Source organism: Allosphingosinicella sp. (assembly GCF_036402135.1).
Lineage (GTDB): Bacteria > Pseudomonadota > Alphaproteobacteria > Sphingomonadales > Sphingomonadaceae > Allosphingosinicella.
Genome location: NZ_DASWTN010000029.1, coordinates 80,232 through 97,469 on the forward strand (window position 1 = coordinate 80,232; position 17,238 = coordinate 97,469).

At 65.0% G+C, this 17,238-nt stretch carries 18 protein-coding genes; 13 read left to right on the forward strand and 5 right to left on the reverse strand.

The genetic code is table 11. The features are described 5' to 3' along the window. Positions 1 to 10 precede the first annotated feature (10 nt). Both VGD10_RS08535 and VGD10_RS08540 read right to left on the reverse strand, forming a co-directional pair. Positions 11 to 1,051, reverse strand: coding sequence for a M48 family metallopeptidase (locus VGD10_RS08535; RefSeq protein ID WP_331040391.1), 1,041 nt, complete (start codon positions 1,049 to 1,051; stop codon positions 11 to 13). 3 nt (positions 1,052 to 1,054) lie between these two features. Continuing rightward, positions 1,055 to 2,158 (reverse strand): YjgN family protein, encoded by a 1,104-nt coding sequence (locus VGD10_RS08540; protein ID WP_331040392.1) that lies wholly within the window; start codon positions 2,156 to 2,158, stop codon positions 1,055 to 1,057. A gap of 111 nt (positions 2,159 to 2,269) precedes the next feature. On the opposite strand from VGD10_RS08540, the gene thrS reads away from it, so the two are divergent. The 4 genes from thrS (at position 2,270) to VGD10_RS08560 (ending at position 6,167) form a co-directional block, all read left to right on the forward strand. Beyond that, positions 2,270 to 4,267, forward strand: coding sequence for a threonine--tRNA ligase (gene thrS / locus VGD10_RS08545; RefSeq protein WP_331040393.1), 1,998 nt, complete (start codon positions 2,270 to 2,272; stop codon positions 4,265 to 4,267). A gap of 152 nt (positions 4,268 to 4,419) precedes the next feature. Next, positions 4,420 to 4,932, forward strand: a complete 513-nt coding sequence (infC, locus tag VGD10_RS08550) for a translation initiation factor IF-3 (RefSeq protein ID WP_331040394.1) — start codon at positions 4,420 to 4,422, stop codon at positions 4,930 to 4,932. Positions 4,933 to 5,170: 238 nt separating this feature from the next. Further along, positions 5,171 to 5,440 carry an usg protein gene (locus VGD10_RS08555; RefSeq protein ID WP_331040395.1) on the forward strand — a complete coding sequence of 90 codons (270 nt, stop codon included), beginning with the start codon at positions 5,171 to 5,173 and terminating at the stop codon, positions 5,438 to 5,440. A 136-nt stretch (positions 5,441 to 5,576) separates the two neighbouring features. Further along, the gene (locus VGD10_RS08560) at positions 5,577 to 6,167 is read left to right on the forward strand and encodes a hypothetical protein (protein ID WP_331040396.1); all 591 of its coding nucleotides are present in this window, start codon (positions 5,577 to 5,579) and stop codon (positions 6,165 to 6,167) included. A 17-nt stretch (positions 6,168 to 6,184) separates the two neighbouring features. Here the strand turns inward: VGD10_RS08560 and VGD10_RS08565 are convergent, their stop codons facing one another. Then, the gene (locus VGD10_RS08565) at positions 6,185 to 8,470 is read right to left on the reverse strand and encodes a S8 family peptidase (protein ID WP_331040397.1); all 2,286 of its coding nucleotides are present in this window, start codon (positions 8,468 to 8,470) and stop codon (positions 6,185 to 6,187) included. Positions 8,471 to 8,572: 102 nt separating this feature from the next. On the opposite strand from VGD10_RS08565, the gene VGD10_RS08570 reads away from it, so the two are divergent. From VGD10_RS08570 to VGD10_RS08580, 3 genes are all read left to right on the forward strand, one after another. After that, entirely contained in the window at positions 8,573 to 9,241 is a 669-nt protein-coding gene (locus tag VGD10_RS08570) for a pyrimidine 5'-nucleotidase (protein WP_331040398.1), read from the forward strand. Next, positions 9,238 to 10,065 (forward strand): 2,3,4,5-tetrahydropyridine-2,6-dicarboxylate N-succinyltransferase, encoded by an 828-nt coding sequence (dapD, locus tag VGD10_RS08575; protein ID WP_331040399.1) that lies wholly within the window; start codon positions 9,238 to 9,240, stop codon positions 10,063 to 10,065. Before VGD10_RS08570 ends, dapD begins: the two co-directional genes overlap by 4 nt. Before the next feature lie 73 nt (positions 10,066 to 10,138). After that, positions 10,139 to 11,044 carry a DMT family transporter gene (locus tag VGD10_RS08580; RefSeq protein WP_331040400.1) on the forward strand — a complete coding sequence of 302 codons (906 nt, stop codon included), beginning with the start codon at positions 10,139 to 10,141 and terminating at the stop codon, positions 11,042 to 11,044. On the opposite strand, the gene VGD10_RS08585 is transcribed toward VGD10_RS08580, so the two are convergent. Then, a complete protein-coding gene (locus tag VGD10_RS08585) occupies positions 11,019 to 11,576 on the reverse strand; it encodes a TlpA disulfide reductase family protein (protein WP_331040401.1) in 558 nt (185 codons plus the stop codon). The two genes, VGD10_RS08580 and VGD10_RS08585, sit on opposite strands and share 26 nt — an antisense overlap. Before the next feature lie 19 nt (positions 11,577 to 11,595). Between VGD10_RS08585 and argH the strand changes: the two genes are divergently transcribed. From argH to VGD10_RS08615, 6 genes are read left to right on the forward strand one after another with little or no spacing between them, the layout of a single operon-like run. Next, on the forward strand, positions 11,596 to 12,966 hold the full coding sequence (gene argH / locus VGD10_RS08590) for an argininosuccinate lyase (protein WP_331040402.1): 1,371 nt from the start codon (positions 11,596 to 11,598) through the stop codon (positions 12,964 to 12,966). Continuing rightward, positions 12,966 to 13,202, forward strand: a complete 237-nt coding sequence (locus tag VGD10_RS08595; protein ID WP_331040403.1) for a hypothetical protein — start codon at positions 12,966 to 12,968, stop codon at positions 13,200 to 13,202. Before argH ends, VGD10_RS08595 begins: the two co-directional genes overlap by 1 nt. After that, the gene (gene lysA, locus VGD10_RS08600; RefSeq protein WP_331040425.1) at positions 13,202 to 14,476 is read left to right on the forward strand and encodes a diaminopimelate decarboxylase; all 1,275 of its coding nucleotides are present in this window, start codon (positions 13,202 to 13,204) and stop codon (positions 14,474 to 14,476) included. The genes VGD10_RS08595 and lysA overlap by 1 nt, the downstream gene beginning before the upstream one ends. A gap of 16 nt (positions 14,477 to 14,492) precedes the next feature. Then, positions 14,493 to 15,353, forward strand: coding sequence for a UTP--glucose-1-phosphate uridylyltransferase GalU (gene galU, locus VGD10_RS08605; protein WP_331040404.1), 861 nt, complete (start codon positions 14,493 to 14,495; stop codon positions 15,351 to 15,353). Between the two features lie 4 nt (positions 15,354 to 15,357). Continuing rightward, positions 15,358 to 16,314, forward strand: a complete 957-nt coding sequence (locus VGD10_RS08610) for a CorA family divalent cation transporter (protein WP_331040405.1) — start codon at positions 15,358 to 15,360, stop codon at positions 16,312 to 16,314. Further along, the gene (locus VGD10_RS08615) at positions 16,314 to 16,595 is read left to right on the forward strand and encodes an HNH endonuclease (RefSeq protein WP_331040406.1); all 282 of its coding nucleotides are present in this window, start codon (positions 16,314 to 16,316) and stop codon (positions 16,593 to 16,595) included. Before VGD10_RS08610 ends, VGD10_RS08615 begins: the two co-directional genes overlap by 1 nt. On the opposite strand, the gene VGD10_RS08620 is transcribed toward VGD10_RS08615, so the two are convergent. Continuing rightward, positions 16,592 to 17,158, reverse strand: coding sequence for an HNH endonuclease (locus tag VGD10_RS08620; protein ID WP_331040407.1), 567 nt, complete (start codon positions 17,156 to 17,158; stop codon positions 16,592 to 16,594). The two genes, VGD10_RS08615 and VGD10_RS08620, sit on opposite strands and share 4 nt — an antisense overlap. Positions 17,159 to 17,238: the final 80 nt, after the last annotated feature.

Consider the following 17,238-nt stretch of genomic DNA (forward strand, 5'->3'; position numbering starts at 1 on the left):
CGAGGATCGCTCAGGCAGGCTTGTTATGGCAGATGCTGAACAGCGCCTCCCATTCGTCGCGGCTGAGCGACGGCTGATAGGTCGCTCCCTTCACCTCGGCATCCTTGAAAAGCTTTTCCCGGCTCTGCGACATCGGGTGGGTTGAGAGATATTCGAGGCCGTCACCGATGCGGCCGAGCTTCTCCTCATGCTCGCCGAGGCGCTCGAAGAATTTGGCAGTCGCCGCGGGCGATATGTTGGCCCTTTTCAGCGCCTCGATCGCGCGCTCGTCGGCCTCCCGCTCAGCGCCGCGGCTGTAACCCGCCGCCAACAGCATGTCCGCGTTGGCGCCGGTGCTGCCGCCGAAAAGTGCGACAATCATGCCGAAGCCGAGGTGCCGGATCATGCCCTCCGTCACATGGCGTTCCTCGACGTGGGCGATCTCGTGGCCAAGTACGCCCGCCACCTCGTCGGGCCCGTCCGCCTCGCTGATCAGTTCGCGGAAGATGACGATGTTGCCGCCGGGAAGAGCCGCGGCGTTGACCATCTTGATGTTGACGACACGTATATTGAGCTCACCCGCCCGCGGGCTGAGCCTTGCCGCAAGCTTGTTCAGTGCCTCCTGACCGCCGGCTCCGACGCAATATTCTCCGCCGAAATCGCCGACGAGGGCATTACCGATCTTCTTCTCGACGTGCATCGGAACGAGCGGCGCGAGCCAGGCCGGCGAACTGTAGCCGACGAAGAGGATCAGGGCCGATACCAAAGCGCCTGCGGCGAGCGCTTTGGGCAGGCCTATCCGGTCGATGAACCCGCCATAGACCTGCCTTGCCGGAAGCCGCGCCGCCACCTCTTGCCCGGCGGTGTTGGGCAGCCCGAGCCGCCAACCGGGAATGTCGGACCTGCCGTAGACTTCTATGTCTCCCCGGCTTTCGATATGGACGAGGTCGGCAGGAAATACTTCGAAGCTGTCGCCGCCGTCGTTTTCGACGCGGAGCGACGAGCCAGCAGCGGCAACGGTAACGGAGCGCCTGACGGCGCTCCGCCCATCATACAGCCAACCTTCCACCATTGGTCAGATGGCGCCGAAGTCGAAAGCGTCCGCCAGACCTTCCGCGTCCGTCGGCGCCCTAGTCGTCGTCTGGGTCAGTACGTCCAGATCGACCACGCCCGCCGCCTCCATATGACAAACCAGGAACGACCAGTTCCGATAGGAGATGAAGAGAAGGCCGACGCCCAAGGTGACGACGACGAGGGCGATGTTGCCGAGGATGAGCTTCAGCCAGTCCTTAGTGCGCGCTGTGAACCGGAGATCCACCCCGGCCACGGAGGTCGCGTCGACGACATGGCGGTAGAAAAGCGCGTAGAAGCTGAGGCTGAGGATCAGGAGGAGGACGTAGAAGAGGATGGCCCCGAAGAAGATCGCGGCGACGGCGCCCATGGCCATTCCGTCCTCGCTTCCGCTTACCGATCCTGCTGCTGCGCCGGCAAAGCCGAGGGCGCCCATCAGAATGACGCCCAGGACGGGCGCGAGATAGATGAGCAGCCAGCGTCCCATCAGCCCTTCCGAAGACGCTTCCGCATGGAAGGGGTGCGGGCCGAAGCTCATGCTGCCCCAGCGCTCGTTCCAGAGCCGGGTCATAGCCCAGGGGATTAGCAGGCCGAGCGTCACGAAGCCGACTGCGAACCGCCAGACCCCGGACAGGCCATAGGCCCAGCCGGGATTGTCGCTGCCGCCCCGGATGCCGTGCCAGAAGGTTCGGCTGAGCTGATAGCGAAGCGCGCGGAAACGGGCGACGTGATAGAGGTAGAAGAGGCCCGCATAGAGAGCGAAGCCAATTACGCCCGCAGCCAAGAACTCGCCGCGAAGGATCAGTGCTTCCAGGCCGAAATTCAGGACGAGCAGCGCCGGCACGACCACCGCCATCACGATGAGGAAGCCGAAGAACATCTCCTTGCCCGTGCCGGTCCACTCGAGCGTATCGTCGATGAAACGGGTGCGGCTCCACAGATAGCGGCGCTCCCGCGCCTTCGCCCAGAAACGATATATGCCGAGCGTCACGATGGTGAGCGCTAGGTTCGTTAAAGCGATCGGCAGGAACTCACGCCACTGCCCCGTAAACGTGAAAGCGCTTCCGGACGCATCGCGCGCGCCGGAAATCTCCGACATATCATTCATTTGATACTCCCCCTTTTCGGCAAGCCTGCAACGGCAGGCGGCGGAGCGCAAGCCGCTTTCCTTATGCAGCCCCTCTTGCCGCCGCCGCACCGGGCGCTACATGCCCCTTCTATGTCCGCGATGTTCAAGATCACCCTTCCTGACGGCTCCCTGCGCGAGGTGCCGGAAGGCACTACGCCCGGCGACATCGCGGCGGCGATAGGGCCGGGGCTTGCCAAGGCGGCGCTAGCGGCGCGCGTCAATGGCGAGGTGCGGGATCTCAATCGGCCGCTGGAGGGGGATGCCGAGCTGGCGCTGATCACCTCCCGCGACGAAGCGGATGCGCTTGAGCTTGCGCGGCACGATTATGCGCATGTGCTTGCGGAGGCGGTGCAGAACCTGTTCCCCGGCACGCAGATCACCTTCGGCCCGGCCACCGAGGACGGTTTCTATTACGACTTCGCGCCGAACCCGGAGCGGGGACCGTTCACGGACGAAGACCTTCCCATGATCGAGGAGGAGATGCGCCGCGTCATCGCGCGCGACGAGCCGCTGATCCGAGAGGTGTGGTCGCGCGAGGACGTGCGGAAGTTCTTCGAGGAGACGGGCGAGACGTTCAAGGCGGAATGGGTGATGGAGCTGCCCGAAGGCGAGCCGATCACCATGTACCGTTCCGGCAAGTGGATGGATCTTTGCCGCGGGCCCCACATGGCATCGACGGGCAAGCTCGACCCGCAGGCGTTCAAGCTGACGCGCGTGTCCGGCGCTTACTGGCGCGGCGACCAGAAGAACGCGATGCTGTCCCGCATCTACGGGACGGGCTGGCTCAACAAGAAGCAGCTCGACGCGCATCTGACGCGGCTCGAGGAAGCGGCGAAGCGCGACCACCGGAAGCTCGGACAGGAAATGAACCTATTCCACCTTCAGCAGGAAGCGCACGGATCGATCTTCTGGCATCCCAAGGGCTACCTCATCTGGCGGGCGCTCGAAGCCTATATGCGGCGCGCGATCGACGCCGCTGGCTATCGTGAGGTGAAGACGCCGCAGGTGATGGACGCGCACCAGTGGGAGCAGTCCGGCCACTGGGGCAAATATCGCGAGAATATGTTTGTCATTCCCGACGAGGTGCCGAACACCGAGGATGAGGGGCCGATCGTTTCCAACGACGCGGAGTGGATGGCGCTGAAGCCCATGAACTGCCCGGCGCACGTCCTGATCTTCCGCCAGGGCATCAAGTCGTACCGCGACCTGCCGCTCCGGCTCTACGAGAACGGCACCTGCCACCGGAACGAGCCGCACGGCGCCCTCCACGGCCTCATGCGCGTCCGCCAGTTCACGCAGGACGATGCGCACATCTTCTGCCGCGAGGACCAGATTGTGGACGAAGTACGCGCCTTCTGCGCGCTCGCCGACCGCATCTACAAGGATTTCGGCTTTACCTACGCGATCAAGCTGGCGCTCCGGCCGGAGAAGCGCTTCGGTTCCGACGCCGATTGGGACAAGGCGGAGGCGGAGCTTCGGAATGCCGTCATAGAGGCGGGGCTCGCAACGCCGGAATATGGCTGGGAGGAGCTACCGGGCGAAGGCGCATTCTACGCGCCGAAGCTCGAATGGCATCTGACGGACGCGATCGGCCGCACCTGGCAGGTCGGCACGATCCAGTCGGACCGCGTGCTGCCGGAACGGCTCGACGCCTCCTATGTTGGTGAGGATGGCGAGCGGCACCGCCCGATCATGCTACACCGCGCGATCTTCGGCTCCTACGAGCGGTTCATCGGCATCCTGATCGAGCATTTCGCCGGCAAGCTGCCCGCCTGGCTCGCGCCGGTGCAGGCGGTGGTGGCGACGATCGTGTCCGATGCCGACGATTATGCGCGCGAAGTGGTGGAGGCGCTGACCGCCGCGGGCCTCCGCGCCGAAGCTGATCTCCGCAACGAGAAGATCAACTACAAGGTGCGCGAGCACAGCCTCGCCAAGGTCCCCAACCTGCTCATCGTGGGCAAGCGCGAAGCGGAGGAGCGGACGATTGCGCTTCGCCCGCTCGGCACGGATGCAAGACAGGAAGTGCTGCCGCTGGACGCTCTGATCGAGCGCCTCAAGGCGGAAGCTCTGCCTCCCGACCTGCGCTGAGCGCTCGCGGCTGATCCGCAACAATCGGCTAAAAAGCGGCGGCTCGTCCCGCCCGCATCTTCCCTTTGCGTGCGCGACTCACTAGGTGAGGCGCTGATATTTCGGCTTTAGGAGAAACAGCTATACGTCCCCCTCTGACCCGGCGTCCGCAGATGCCGCCAATGAATGGCCCCCGCTACAATGAATTCATCTCCGCGCCGAAGGTGCGCGTGATCGATGAGAATGGCGAAAATCTGGGGGTTCTCCTGACCGCTGAAGCCATTGAGCAGGCCGCCGAAGTGGGCCTGGACCTCGTCGAAATCTCTCCCAACGCCGACCCGCCCGTCGCCAAGTTCCTCGACATCGGCAAGTTCAAGTACGAGGCGCAGAAGAAGGCGAACCTTGCCCGCAAGAACCAGAAGACGCAGGAGATCAAGGAGATCAAGATGCGTCCGAACATCGACGATCACGATTATGACGTGAAGATGCGGGCGGTTCAGAAATTCCTAGGCGAGGGCGACAAGGTGAAGATCACCCTCCGCTTTCGCGGCCGCGAGCTCGCCCACGGCCAGCTCGGCATGCAGCTCCTCCAGCGCGTACAGGAGGACACGAACGAGGCCGCCAAGGTCGAGCAGCATCCGCGCATGGAAGGCCGCCAGATGCTGATGGTGCTGGCGCCCAAATAAGGGTGCGCATCGCCGACTGCCTCCGGACCCGGCGGGAACAGCATTTCCTCTCCTGAATTTACTCTGCCCCGGCGCGTCGAAATGTCTGGAAGCCGTTCAGCATTTTGATAGCATCGGCGGCGGAGACTTGTCTCCGGCATAGGCAAAGGAGCGACAGGAAGGAGGAAAGGTTGGTGAAGGCGGCACGCACGCTTGACCTTGTTTCATCTCTTTCAGCATTCCCGGCGGAGGCGGCCTCATGAGCAGCCGGGACTTTCTCATCCAGCTCGAGGGCTACGGCCTCACCACGGCCGAAATCAGCTATTACATGCCCGATCATCCGAGCCTCATCCAACTCTTCATCTGGCAGGAATATGACGTGGCGCCCGCCTTTCCGGTGCTTGCCAAGTTCCTCGACCATTGGCGGCTGGAAATCGAGGCCGCTGTTCATTCCGTGAGGGTCGCGCACCAGCATCTCATCCGGCCCGCCGAATGGCGTGCGGTGGACGGTGTGATCTCGATCAACTGAATCGACGCAATTTGTTCCCGCAATCCGTCGCATCTCCCATGCGGCGGATTGTTGGCGCGCTCTGCAACCAAAGGGAATCTGCGGGGTTCAACGGTTAACATGAGGGCATGGGCGGTGGGCTGTAAGGAGCCGAGTTATGTTGAAGCCCCTGCTTGCATTGCTGATCTCCGCGACGCCTGCCGCGATCGCGGTCGCTCAACCCGCTACCACCCCGTCCGCGCCTCAGAATTGGACGCTCGCCAACGGCTCGCAAGGCTGCATGGTGCACGCGTCCGGCCGGCAGGGTACGGTCCTTTCCATCTCCGCCATGCCGGGCGAGGAGGCGTTGCTGTTCATCGTCCAGAACCATGCGCTGGCGGAGCTTTCGGACGGCCAGCAATATCCAATCGAAGTGGAATTCGATGACAAGGGCGAGTGGCAGATCGCCGCGCTTGCCCAGCAGAATCTCGACCGCGACGGCCCCGGCCTCATCTTCGCGGTGCGGCCCGGCCGCCCCGACGGCGCAAATTTCATCAAGGAATTCTCGTCCGCCAGCGGCATGAGCATCGGACATGAAGGCCAGGCGATCGACAGCGTCTCGCTGACGGGCGGTACGCAGGCGATGACCCAGCTCGCCACCTGCATGAGTGAGAAATGGGCCGGCGCCGCCGGAAGCTCGGAACAGGGCATGGGCGGCCCGGAAGAGCCGATCGAAGGCGCGGAAGGCGAAGAGGCGGTGCCGATCTAAGGCACCGCCTGACCAAGTCAGAAGCCGAGCGTGTAGCGGATCGCTCCGCCGATATCGTTATCGGCCGCGGCGATGTGCCCCGGCTGGGTCCTGAGGAAGGCGTTGAGGCTTAGGTCGCCGCCCAATGCCCGCGTGCCGTAGGCGAGCTCGTAATCGATCTCGCGGCCGGTCGGCGCGAGATTGAAGAAGCGCTGCTCGAACCCCGCAGCGCCGGTCGCATAATCATAGCTCACCGGCACGTTCATGTTGAAGCCGCCGCTCGTTACGCGGAGCGGCTGCATGACGCGGAAGACGAGCCGGTCGTTGGCGCGAAACGCGCCCAGTTTCGAGAGGTCGAAGGCGAAGGCGTCGGTCCGGAGCTTACCGTCGTCGACAAAGCCGCCGGTGCCGGGCACTGAGGTCCAGCCGCGGCGATAGCTCGCGAACGCGCCCCAGCCCTTACCGAGATCGTAGCTCGCCGTACCGTCAAGGAAGAAGCTCGTCGCGCCGCCGTTTGTGAAGGCCGAGGAGAACCGTCCTCCGAGCACCGTCGCTTCCTCGTCAAGGCGCGTAGCGCCGAGGCTGTAGGTGCCGCGGCCAATCGTCTTATCCGCGGTGATGGCGGCAATGCTATAGTTTGGAAGGCCGAGCTTCGTCTGAAGGCCGGGGTTCCGGACATCGCCTCGTTCGGAGGTGACGGTGAGCGCCACCGGCCCGAGATCGTGCCTTACCCCCAGCGCGGTCGCGGCATAGGCCTGGAAGCCGGTTCGGGTCATCGGATCGCGCACCACGAGGAAAGCGTTGCCGTGATGGCCGGAAAGGCGCTGCTGAAGCGTGCGGCCGCTCTCCGAAAAACCGAAAGCCATCGCCGTCTTCGGCGTCAGGCGCGACAGCGCGTAGCCCGCCACAGCCTTGGCCTTGCGACCGTCTTCGTAGCCGAGGCCCGCTTGGGCCAGTTCAAGCTGGGCCTGACCCGACGCCTGGTTCCGCTTCATCGTGATCGACACGGACGTGCCCTTCAGCGCCGCCGAGGCGGTGCGATATTCGGTGCCGCCGATCGCATCCGCCAGCGGCCGCTCCTGCGGTGCGCGGGAAAGCGTGCGCGCCAGATCGACAACATAGGCGCGCGAATAGCCGTCGAGGATGATGGCGCCCGCCATCTGCCCGCCGGCATCGCCCATGGTTCCGGAAGCGCCGCCATTGTCCCCCGTCGAGACGGGCGTGCCGGTTCCGGCAGCGGTGGTGGCGCCCTGCGGCTGGAAGGCGCGGGCGATGTTGAGGATGCCGTTGCCGTAGACCGCGTCGCGCCCGGCCGCGCCCGCATCGTCTGCGGTCGACAGGAGGATCTGGACGATCTGCTGGCCGCTCAAGTTCGGAAAGGCGCTCGCGAGAAGCGCGGCAGCACCGGAGATAACCGGAGCGGAGAAGGACGTGCCGTTCCAGTAGTAAAGCGAGCCGTTCTCGTCCGGAGCGACGACCCGGCTGCCGAGCGCGGTGAGATAATATTGCTGGCCAGTTCCGGCGCGGTTGGAGAAGTCCGATATCTGCCGCGCGGCATCATGCGCGCCGGCGATGATGAGCGAACCATTGCCATATTTCGCCGACGTCAGCGCAAAGCCGCCGGGATTGCCGCCGGTCGCCTCCCGCCCTTCATTGCCCGCCGACATCACGATCACAATGCCGACACTGGTAGCGCGCGAAACGGCACCGAGAACGGCCGAGCCGACTCCGTCACCGCCGAGCGAAATATTGATGACCTTGGCCCCGTTCACGCGCGCAATGTCGATCGCCTGCGCGATGGCGGAATCGCTGTGCTTGCAGCCGTCCTCAGGGTCGCAGTCGTTCGGATTGGAGGTGTTCAATGAAATGATGGTCGAGTTGAACGCGACGCCCATTACGCCGCTGCCGTTGCGGGAAGCGGCGGCGACTGCGGACACGGCGGTGCCATGGCCTTCATTGTCGACGACGCCGCGGCTGCTGGCGATGTCGCGGCTCGCTGGATCGATCTTGCCCGCGAATTCGGGGAGGTTCGGATTGATGCCGCTGTCGACGACGCCGATCTTCACGCCCTGGCCGGTGCCGCCGGCCGTGTAGGCCGAGATCGCGCTGTGCGCCGCGCCCGCGGAACGGCGATATTCGGTGTCGTCGTAGCTCGCCCCTGTTGCCGGAGGCGGCGGCGGAGGTGGCGGTGGCGGCGGAGGCGCTGCCGGGGGCGGCGGCGCAGGCTGCGGCTTCGCGCCGCTGCCGCCGCCGCACCCGGCAAGCGCGAGTGCGGTTACGCACACCGAGAGGATCAGCGCCTTCTTCGTCGTTCCACCGGCCATGTCAGATCCTCAACCATTTGATATGTCGTCAAAATATTCTCGCTTCTTACCCGAAACATGCTTTCAATTTGCTGACAGGGGCTTTTCCGCTAGGGCGCAGCGATGCTTCCTGCTTTGCGCCACGTCGACTGCTGGATCTTCGATCTCGACAACTGCCTCTACCCGGCGTCGGCCAATCTGTTCGAACTGATCGACCAGCGCATGGGTCAATACATCCAGCAGCTTATGGACGTGGATGCAGTGGAGGCGCGGCGGATACAGAAGGGCTTCTTCCACGAGCATGGCACCACGCTTGCCGGGCTGATGCGGACCCGCGGCGTCGATCCGCACGATTTCCTCGACTTCGTTCACGACATCGACCTTGCCCGCATCGCGGCCGATCCGGACGTGATCGCCGCCATCGACAAGCTTCCCGGGCGGAAGTTCGTTTTCACCAATGGCGACGAGCGTTATGCGCGCCGCGTGCTTGACAAGCTTGGGCTCGGCAATGCGTTCGACGGCATGCACGACATCCATGCGATGGACTATGTGCCGAAGCCGCAGCCGGCGGCCTACGAGGCCATGTGCGAAAGGCATGGCATTGATCCGAAAACGGCGCTGTTTGCCGAGGATATGGCCCGGAACCTGAAGCCTGCGAAGGCGCTCGGCATGACCACCGTCTGGATCGACAACGGCTCCGAGCAAGCGGGGCATGGCGACGATCTCAGCTTTATCGATTATCGCGCGGAGGATATCGCCACGTGGCTGAAGGACATTCTGGAGGACGAATGACGGAAGCGCTCGATCGGACCATCGACCGCGCCTGGGAAGAGCGGGACGGCATCGGCGCCACGACGCGTGGCGAGGTGCGCGATGCGGTAGAGGAAGCAATTGCCCTCCTCGACCGCGGCGAAGCGCGTGTGGCGGAAAAGGGCGCGCACGGCTGGCACGTTAATCAGTGGCTCAAGAAGGCGGTGCTGCTCTCCTTCCGCCTAAACCCCATGGAGGCGATCTCCGGCGGACCCGGCGGCGCAAGCTGGTGGGACAAGGTGCCGTTGAAGTTCAGCGGCTGGGGCGAGGGCGAGTTCGGCGCCGCTAACTTCCGTGCGGTCCCCGGCGCCATCGTCCGCCGCGGCGCATTCGTCGGGAGGAACGCAGTGCTGATGCCGAGCTTCGTCAATATCGGTGCCTATGTCGATGAAGGCGCGATGGTCGACACCTGGGCGACGGTCGGAAGCTGTGCGCAGATCGGCAGGAACGTCCATATCTCCGGCGGCGCGGGGATCGGCGGTGTGCTGGAGCCGCTTCAGGCGGGGCCGGTCATCATTGAGGACAATTGCTTCATCGGCGCGCGTTCGGAGGTCGCCGAGGGCGTGGTGGTCGAGGAGGGCGCCGTGCTGTCGATGGGCGTGTTCATCGGCGCCTCCACCAAGATCGTTGATCGCGAAACGGGCGAAACCTTCATAGGCCGGGTACCCGCTTATTCTGTGGTGGTCCCCGGAACGCTGCCGGCGAAGAAGGAAGGCGCTCCCTCCCTCGCCTGCGCGGTGATCGTGAAGCGGGTAGACGCGCAGACTCGGTCCAAGACCAGCATCAACGAACTGCTCCGCGACTGAGTTCGGGCGCAATATACGGGGTGCCCGACCCACCGCGCACGGCTAATTGAGGCGCATGCAGGCACATCAGCGCATGAGCGGCAGGGACTGGGCGACGCTCATCCTGCTTTCGATCATCTGGGGCGGGTCGTTCTTCTTCATCGAAGTAGCCGTCGGATCGGTGAAGCCGATCACGCTCGTGCTGATCCGCGTGTCGCTCGCCGCGCTAGCGCTTTGGTTGTTCCTGCTGGCGCGGCGGCAGGCGTTGGCCCTGCCAAATGGCGCAGTCTCCGCCTTCTTGATCCTTGCCCTCCTCAACAACGTACTGCCCTTCATCCTCTTCGCCTGGGGACAGACGCAGATTGCGAGCGGGCTTGCCTCGATCCTCAACGCGACGACGCCGATCTGGGGCGTGGTGGTGGCGCATATCTTTACGAAGGACGAGCGGATGACACCGGCCAAGGTTGCCGGCGTGCTGCTCGGCTTCGGCGGCGTAGCGGTGATGATCGGCGCGGATTTCCTGCGCGAGATCGGCACCGAGGTCTGGGCGCAGATCGCCTGCCTGATCGCCACCTTATGCTATGCGCTTGCCGGCGTGTTCGGGCGCCGGTTCAAGGCCATGGGTGTGCCGCCGGTGATGGTTGCGACCGGACAGCTCACCGCCGCAGCGCTCGTAACCCTGCCCCTCGTGCTGCTCTTCGAGCAGCCATGGCAGTCGACGGCGCCGACGGGCGAAGCCTGGGCCTCGCTCGTGGCGCTGGCGCTCGTCTGCACCGCCTTCGCCTACATCCTCTTTTTCCGGCTGATTGCGTCCGCAGGCGCGACGAACAGCCTGCTCGTCACCTTCCTCATCCCGATCACCGCGATCCTATTGGGCTCGGCCATGCTCGGCGAAGTGCTGGAAACGCGTCATTTCATAGGCATGGCCCTGATCGGCCTCGGCCTCGCCGCCATTGATGGGCGGCTGGTTCGGCTCAGCGGGCTTCGGCGAGCAGCTTAGCGGTTTCGGCGCCGGTCCAGTCGGCGGCGCCGACCATGCGCCACACTTCCTTGCCCTGGCTGTCGTAGAGTATGGTGGTGGGGAGGACGCTGGCGTTGAGGCCGGTCATCAGGCCGAGTTCCGGATCGCGGAAGGCCTCCAGATTGGCGAGCTTTCGCTCCTCGAAAAAGGTGGCGACCTTCTGTTCCTGCCCCTCGATATCTTCGCTGACGGCAAGCACCTGAAGGTTGCCGCCCTTCCCCGCCAGCGCGTCCAACGTCGGCATTTCGGCGACGCAGGGCGCGCACCAGGTCGCCCAAAGGTTGAGGAGCAGCGGCTTGCCGCGGAAGTCCGCGAGCGACACCTGCTCACCGTCCGGATCCAGGAAGGCTGTGTCGGGCGCGGACTTTCCGGCGTTCGACCGGTCGAGCTTGCCCTTGTCCGGCAGAGACGCGGAGGCGGGCGCATCGCCTTGCGGCTCAGCGGGCTTTTGCCTATCGCAGCCGCTGGCCAGAAGCGCGAGGAGCAGGGCGATAAATAGCCGCAAGGACATCTCCGTAGGGGCCAATCAGATGTGGGGCGGCCGGTTTGCCGAGGGTCCCTCGGCGCTGATGCGCGAGATAAATGCGTCAATCGCCTTCGACAAGCGGCTGTGGCGGCAGGATATCGCAGCCTCAAAGGCGCATGCGGCGATGCTAGCGGTGCGCGGGATCATCACCCAGGAAGATGCCGACGCCATCGAGGAAGGTCTGGACCGCGTCGCCGACGAATATGAGGCGAGCGGCGTCCCAGAAAATGCGAGCCTTGAAGACATCCATATGCATGTCGAGCACCGCCTCGCCGAGCTGATCGGCCCGGCGGCGGGGCGGCTCCATACCGCCCGGTCGCGGAATGATCAGGTGGCGACCGACTTCCGGCTCTGGGTGCGGGAGGCGATGGACGATGCGCTGGACGCACTCGCGGCGCTTCAGCGGGCGCTGGTCGCCCGCGCCGAGGAACATGCCGAAAGCATCATGCCCGGCTTCACGCACCTTCAGGTCGCGCAGCCGGTGACGCTGGGTCATCATCTGATGGCCTGGTACGAGATGATCCGCCGCGACCGCTCGCGCCTCGAAGATGCGCGGAAGCGGATGAACGAATCTCCGCTTGGCGCTGCGGCGCTGGCAGGGACAAGTTTCCCGATCGATCGCGAGGCGGCGGCGCTTGCACTCGGCTTCGACAAGGCCACGGCCAATTCGCTCGACAGCGTATCCGACCGCGACTTTGCGCTCGATTATCTGATGGCGGCGACGCAGTGCGCGCTCCACCTTTCGCGCATGGCGGAGGAGTTCATCATCTGGGCGAGCCAGCCTTTCTCCTTCATCGCTCTGCACGACGCTTATTCGACCGGCTCCTCGATCATGCCGCAGAAGCGCAACCCGGACGCGGCCGAATTGGTGCGCGGGCATAGCGGCCGCGTCGCGGGCGCAATGACGGCGCTGGTTATGACGATGAAGGGCCTGCCGCTCGCTTATTCGAAGGACATGCAAGACGATAAGCAGCCAGTGTTCGAGGCGCATGACCTGCTGGCTCTGTCTATCGCCGCGATGACCGGGATGGTGGAGACGACGACGTTCAACACGGACCGGATGCGCGCCGCTGCCGAGCAGGGCCATTCCACCGCCACCGACCTTGCCGACTGGCTGGTGCGCGCGGCGAACGTCCCGTTCCGCGAGGCGCATCATATCACCGGCCGTGCCGTGAAGCTGGCCGAGGACCGCGGCCTGCCGCTTTGGGAGCTTCCGCTGGAGGCGCTGCGCGACATCGACCCGCGCATCGACCAGTCGGTTTTCGATGTTCTCTCCGTCGATGCTTCGGTAAGGAGCAGGACGAGCCACGGCGGGACCGCCCCTGCGGAGGTGCGGGCGCGGATCAAGGAAGCAAAGAAGGCGCTGGGAGTCTGATGAGAATAATCGTGGCCGCATCCCTGCTTCTGCTCGCCGCCTGCGGGTCGCGGGAGCCGCTGGAGCGCGCGCCGGGCCAGCCTGCGCCGCCGAAGCCCGCAACCGCGCCGCGTGCGGAAACTGCAGAAGAGCAGCTCGAGCTGCCGCCCATCGTCCGGCCTGAGCGCGTCGACGAACCCCTGCGGCGTTCGGAAGCGCGCGAAGACGACCGTTTCGACCTGCCGCCGCCCGAATGATGAAGCATTTTGAACTCCGCGGCGGCGCGATGCACGCGGAGGATGTTCCACTCTCCGAGATCGCAGATGCGGTGGGAACGCCGGTGTACGTCTATTCCAGCGCCGCGATGATCGGTCAGGCGGAGACATTCCGCGCCGGCCTCGCGCGTCTGGGCGACCCGCTGATTGCCTTCGCGGTTAAGGCCAATCCCAATGGCGCGGTGCTGAAGACCCTCGCCGAGGCGGGGCTTGGCGCGGACGTGGTGTCCGGAGGCGAGCTCCGGCGGGCGCTTGCTGCGGGCATCCCGGCTTCGAAGATCGTCTTCTCCGGCGTCGGCAAGACGCGGGACGAGATGGAGCTCGCCTGCCGCGGGGGCATCTACCAGTTCAACCTTGAATCCGAATCCGAAGCGGAGATGCTGTCGGAAGTTGCGGTCGGCCTCGGCTGCTTGGCGCCGATCGCCTTCCGCATCAATCCGGACGTGGACGCCGGCACCCATGCCAAGATTTCCACCGGCCGCGCCGAGAACAAGTTCGGCATTCCGGAAGTGCGTGCGCTTGCCGCTTATGCGCGGGCTGCGTCCCTGCCGGGCCTTAAGGTGCAGGGCGTTGCCGTCCATATCGGCAGCCAGCTCACCAGTCTCGCCCCGCTCGAACAGGCCTTCACCAAGGTAGGCGGCGTGATCGCTGCACTCCGGGAGGCGGGCCACGAGATCCAGGTCGCCGATCTCGGCGGCGGCCTTGGCGTTCCATACGAACCGGCAAAGCCGCTGCCGCCGACGCCGCAAGCCTATGGCGAGATGATCGCCCGGGTGACGAAGGACTGGAACGTGCGGCTGGTGTTCGAGCCCGGCCGCGTGATCGTCGGCAATGCCGGCATCCTCCTCACCCGCGTCATTCGGGTGAAGGAAGGCGGCGCAGGCGGCGATCCGTTCGTCATCGTCGATGCCGGGATGAACGACCTGATGCGCCCCAGCCTCTACGACGCCTGGCACGATATCCGCGCTGTCGCGCCGCGCGGCGCCAGGGTCACCGCCAATGTCGTCGGCCCCGTCTGCGAGACCGGCGACACCTTCGCGACGGGCCGGGAGGTGGACCGGGTCGAGGAAGGGGACCTCGTCGCCTTCATGACATCCGGCGCTTATGCCGCGACCATGGCCAGCACCTATAACAGCCGGCCTTTGACGGCCGAAGTGATGGTGCGCGGGAACCGTTTCGCGGTGATACGCGATAGGCAGGATATCGAGGCGCTGATCCGCGCCGACCGCATGCCGCCTTGGCTTGCGAGCGACTGACAAACAGGGAGCAAGAATGAAACCCGTCCGCAAGGCAGTCTTTCCGGTCGCCGGTCTCGGCACCCGTTTCCTTCCCGCGACCAAGGCCTTCGCCAAGGAGCTGCTGCCGATCGTCGACCGCCCCCTCATCCAATATGTGGTGGACGAGGCGCGTGAGGCTGGGATCGAGCAGATGATCTTCGTCACGGGCCGCGGCAAGGTGGGCCTCGAAGACTATTTCGACGTGGCGTTCGAGCTTGAGACGACGATGAAGAGCCGCGGCAAGTCGCTGGACGTGCTTCAGCCCACGCGTTCCAATCCGGGTTCGATCGCCTCCGTCCGCCAGCAGGAGCCGCTCGGCCTCGGCCACGCCGTCTGGTGCGCCCGCGACATTGTCGGGGACGAGCCTTTCGCCGTCCTCCTCCCCGACGATCTGATGGTCGGAAAGCCCGGCTGCATCGCGCAGATGGTCGAAGCGTACAACAAGGTCGGCGGCAACATCATCTGCGTTCAGGAAGTGCCGAAGGACAAGACGGCAAGCTACGGCGTCATCACGCCCGGCGCGAGCGACGGCCGCCTCACCGAAGTCAAAGGCCTTGTCGAAAAGCCGAAGCCGGAAGACGCGCCGTCGAACCTCGCCGTCGTCGGCCGCTACATCCTGCAGCCGGAGGTGATGCAGGTATTGGACGAGAAGGAAACAGGCGCTGGCGGCGAGATCCAGCTGACCGACGCGATGGCGAAGCTGATCGGCACCCAGCCCTTCCACGGCCTCACCTTCGAGGGCGACCGGCACGATTGCGGCGACAAGACCGGCTTCGTCATTGCCAATATCGCGCTTGCCATGGCGCGTGACGATGTCGCGCCCGCGATCCGCGCCTTCGTGGCGGACCTCAGGTAGGGAAATGGCCTGCACCGCCATAGTCGCGGGCGACGGGCCGGCGCGGCGGGTGTCGGCAGAGGAAGCCGCAGCCTATCGCGGCAAAGGCTTCGTCTGGGTCCATTTCGAGCAGGCGGACGAGAGCGACCTTGCGCTCCTTAAGAGCGGCAATGGTATTCCGGATGTCGCAGCAAGCGCGCTTGTGGCGACCGAAACGCGTCCGCGCTGCGACCAGATCGAGGACGGTGCGCTCGTCAACCTCCGCGGCCTCGGCGTCGAGGACACGCATGACAGCGACCGCCTGGTGTCGATCCGCATGTGGGTGCGGCAAGGGAAGGTCAGCAGCGTCACCCGCCGGCCGCTCGCCGCAACCGAGATCGTCCTCCGGCAGATGGAGGCGGGCGCGATCCATGATCCTGGCGATCTCGTCGCCTTCTTCGCCCGCGCGATTTCGAAGCAGCTCGATCCCGAAGTCGCCGCACTCGGCGACCAATTGGACGATGCCGAAAGCGACCTAGAGCCGCGGCAAGTCTACAAGCTTCGCGCCACCATCGCCGGCATCCGCTCCGAAGCCATCGCCTATCGCCGCTTCGTCGCGCCGGACCGCGACGCGCTTCTGACCCTCGCCGACCTTCGCGTCGGCTGGCTGCAGGACGACGACCGTGTCCACATCCGTGAGGCCGCCGACCGCTTCGCCCGCATGACCGAGGAACTGGAAGCGGTGCGCGAGCGTGCGGCTCTCCTCCACGAACAGATCACCGACATGCGCGCCGAGCAGCTCGATTCCCGCGCGCTTCTACTGTCGATCGTTGCCTTCATCTTCCTGCCGCTGACCTTCATCACCGGTCTCCTCGGTATGAACGTCGAAGGCATACCCTATGCGCAGGAGCCCTGGGCTTTTTGGGGCGTAGTCGGCTTCTGCGTTGTCGTCGGCGCTGTGGTGCTCGGCTGGTTCCTGCTAAGGCACTGGCTCAGGCGCTAGTGCCGGACGAAGCGCCGACCTGCTTCCTCTGCGACCGCCCGCTGGGGCAGAAGGTGCAATGGCACCACATCGTGCCCAAGAGCCGAGGCGGCCGCGAAACCGCGCCCGTCCACCCCATCTGCCACAAGACCATCCACGCCACGCTCACCAATAAACAGCTCGAACGCGACTGCGCCTCAGCCGAAGCCCTCCGCGCGCATCCGGAACTCGCCAAGTTCGTCGATTGGGTAAGCAGCAAGGAACCCGACTTCCACGCGCCAACGCGGCGGCGGAAAGCTTAGGCATCCAGCTCGATGTCCCAGTAGAGATAGTCGCGCCAGCTGTCGTGGAGGTAGTTTGGCGGGAAGCTGCGGCCATGTTCCTGAAGCTGCCAGCTGGTCGGGCGGATCGGGCGGCGGTTGAGGTTCATGTGTGCTTCCGCCGGCGTACGGCCGCCCTTCCGGAGATTGCAGGGGGCGCAGGCGGTCGCGACATTCTCCCAAGTCGTACGTCCGCCCTGGGCGCGCGGGATCACGTGGTCGAAGGTCAGCTCGCGCGGATCGCCGCAATATTGGCAGACGAAGCGGTCGCGAAGGAAGAGGTTGAACCGGGTAAAGGCCGGATATTCGGACGGCTTCACATATTGGCGGAGCGCGATCACGCTGGGGATCTGCATCGTCCGCGTCGGGCTGTGCACTTCGCGCGCATAATTGGAGACGATGTCGACGCGTTCCAGGAACACTGCCTTGACCGCGGTCTGCCATGGCCAGAGACTGAGCGGATAGTAGCTGAGCGGCGTATAATCGGCGTTCAGCACGAGAGCGGGACAGCTATCGGGATGTCGGATGAGGTCAGGATGGTACATGAACCGGCAAAGGCCTCCCGCGTCGTGGAGAGACCTCCCGAAACGCCCCTTCGGCCCTGTCGCACTCAGAACAAGGGGAG

Bases quoted from the DNA above. Each gene is read 5' to 3' on its own strand.
- VGD10_RS08595 (WP_331040403.1), top strand. From the start codon at position 12,966: ATGAGAATAATCGTGGCCGCATCCCTGCTTCTGCTCGCCGCCTGCGGG.
- dapD (WP_331040399.1), top strand. From the start codon at position 9,238: ATGACGGAAGCGCTCGATCGGACCATCGACCGCGCCTGGGAAGAGCGG.
- galU (WP_331040404.1), top strand. From the start codon at position 14,493: ATGAAACCCGTCCGCAAGGCAGTCTTTCCGGTCGCCGGTCTCGGCACC.
- VGD10_RS08585 (WP_331040401.1), bottom strand. From the start codon at position 11,576: ATGTCCTTGCGGCTATTTATCGCCCTGCTCCTCGCGCTTCTGGCCAGC.
- VGD10_RS08620 (WP_331040407.1), bottom strand. From the start codon at position 17,158: ATGTACCATCCTGACCTCATCCGACATCCCGATAGCTGTCCCGCTCTC.
- thrS (WP_331040393.1), top strand. From the start codon at position 2,270: ATGTCCGCGATGTTCAAGATCACCCTTCCTGACGGCTCCCTGCGCGAG.
- infC (WP_331040394.1), top strand. From the start codon at position 4,420: ATGCCGCCAATGAATGGCCCCCGCTACAATGAATTCATCTCCGCGCCG.
- VGD10_RS08540 (WP_331040392.1), bottom strand. From the start codon at position 2,158: ATGAATGATATGTCGGAGATTTCCGGCGCGCGCGATGCGTCCGGAAGC.
- VGD10_RS08580 (WP_331040400.1), top strand. From the start codon at position 10,139: ATGAGCGGCAGGGACTGGGCGACGCTCATCCTGCTTTCGATCATCTGG.
- lysA (WP_331040425.1), top strand. From the start codon at position 13,202: ATGAAGCATTTTGAACTCCGCGGCGGCGCGATGCACGCGGAGGATGTT.
- VGD10_RS08555 (WP_331040395.1), top strand. From the start codon at position 5,171: ATGAGCAGCCGGGACTTTCTCATCCAGCTCGAGGGCTACGGCCTCACC.
- argH (WP_331040402.1), top strand. From the start codon at position 11,596: ATGTGGGGCGGCCGGTTTGCCGAGGGTCCCTCGGCGCTGATGCGCGAG.
- VGD10_RS08535 (WP_331040391.1), bottom strand. From the start codon at position 1,051: ATGGTGGAAGGTTGGCTGTATGATGGGCGGAGCGCCGTCAGGCGCTCC.
- VGD10_RS08570 (WP_331040398.1), top strand. From the start codon at position 8,573: ATGCTTCCTGCTTTGCGCCACGTCGACTGCTGGATCTTCGATCTCGAC.
- VGD10_RS08560 (WP_331040396.1), top strand. From the start codon at position 5,577: ATGTTGAAGCCCCTGCTTGCATTGCTGATCTCCGCGACGCCTGCCGCG.
- VGD10_RS08565 (WP_331040397.1), bottom strand. From the start codon at position 8,470: ATGGCCGGTGGAACGACGAAGAAGGCGCTGATCCTCTCGGTGTGCGTA.
- VGD10_RS08610 (WP_331040405.1), top strand. From the start codon at position 15,358: ATGGCCTGCACCGCCATAGTCGCGGGCGACGGGCCGGCGCGGCGGGTG.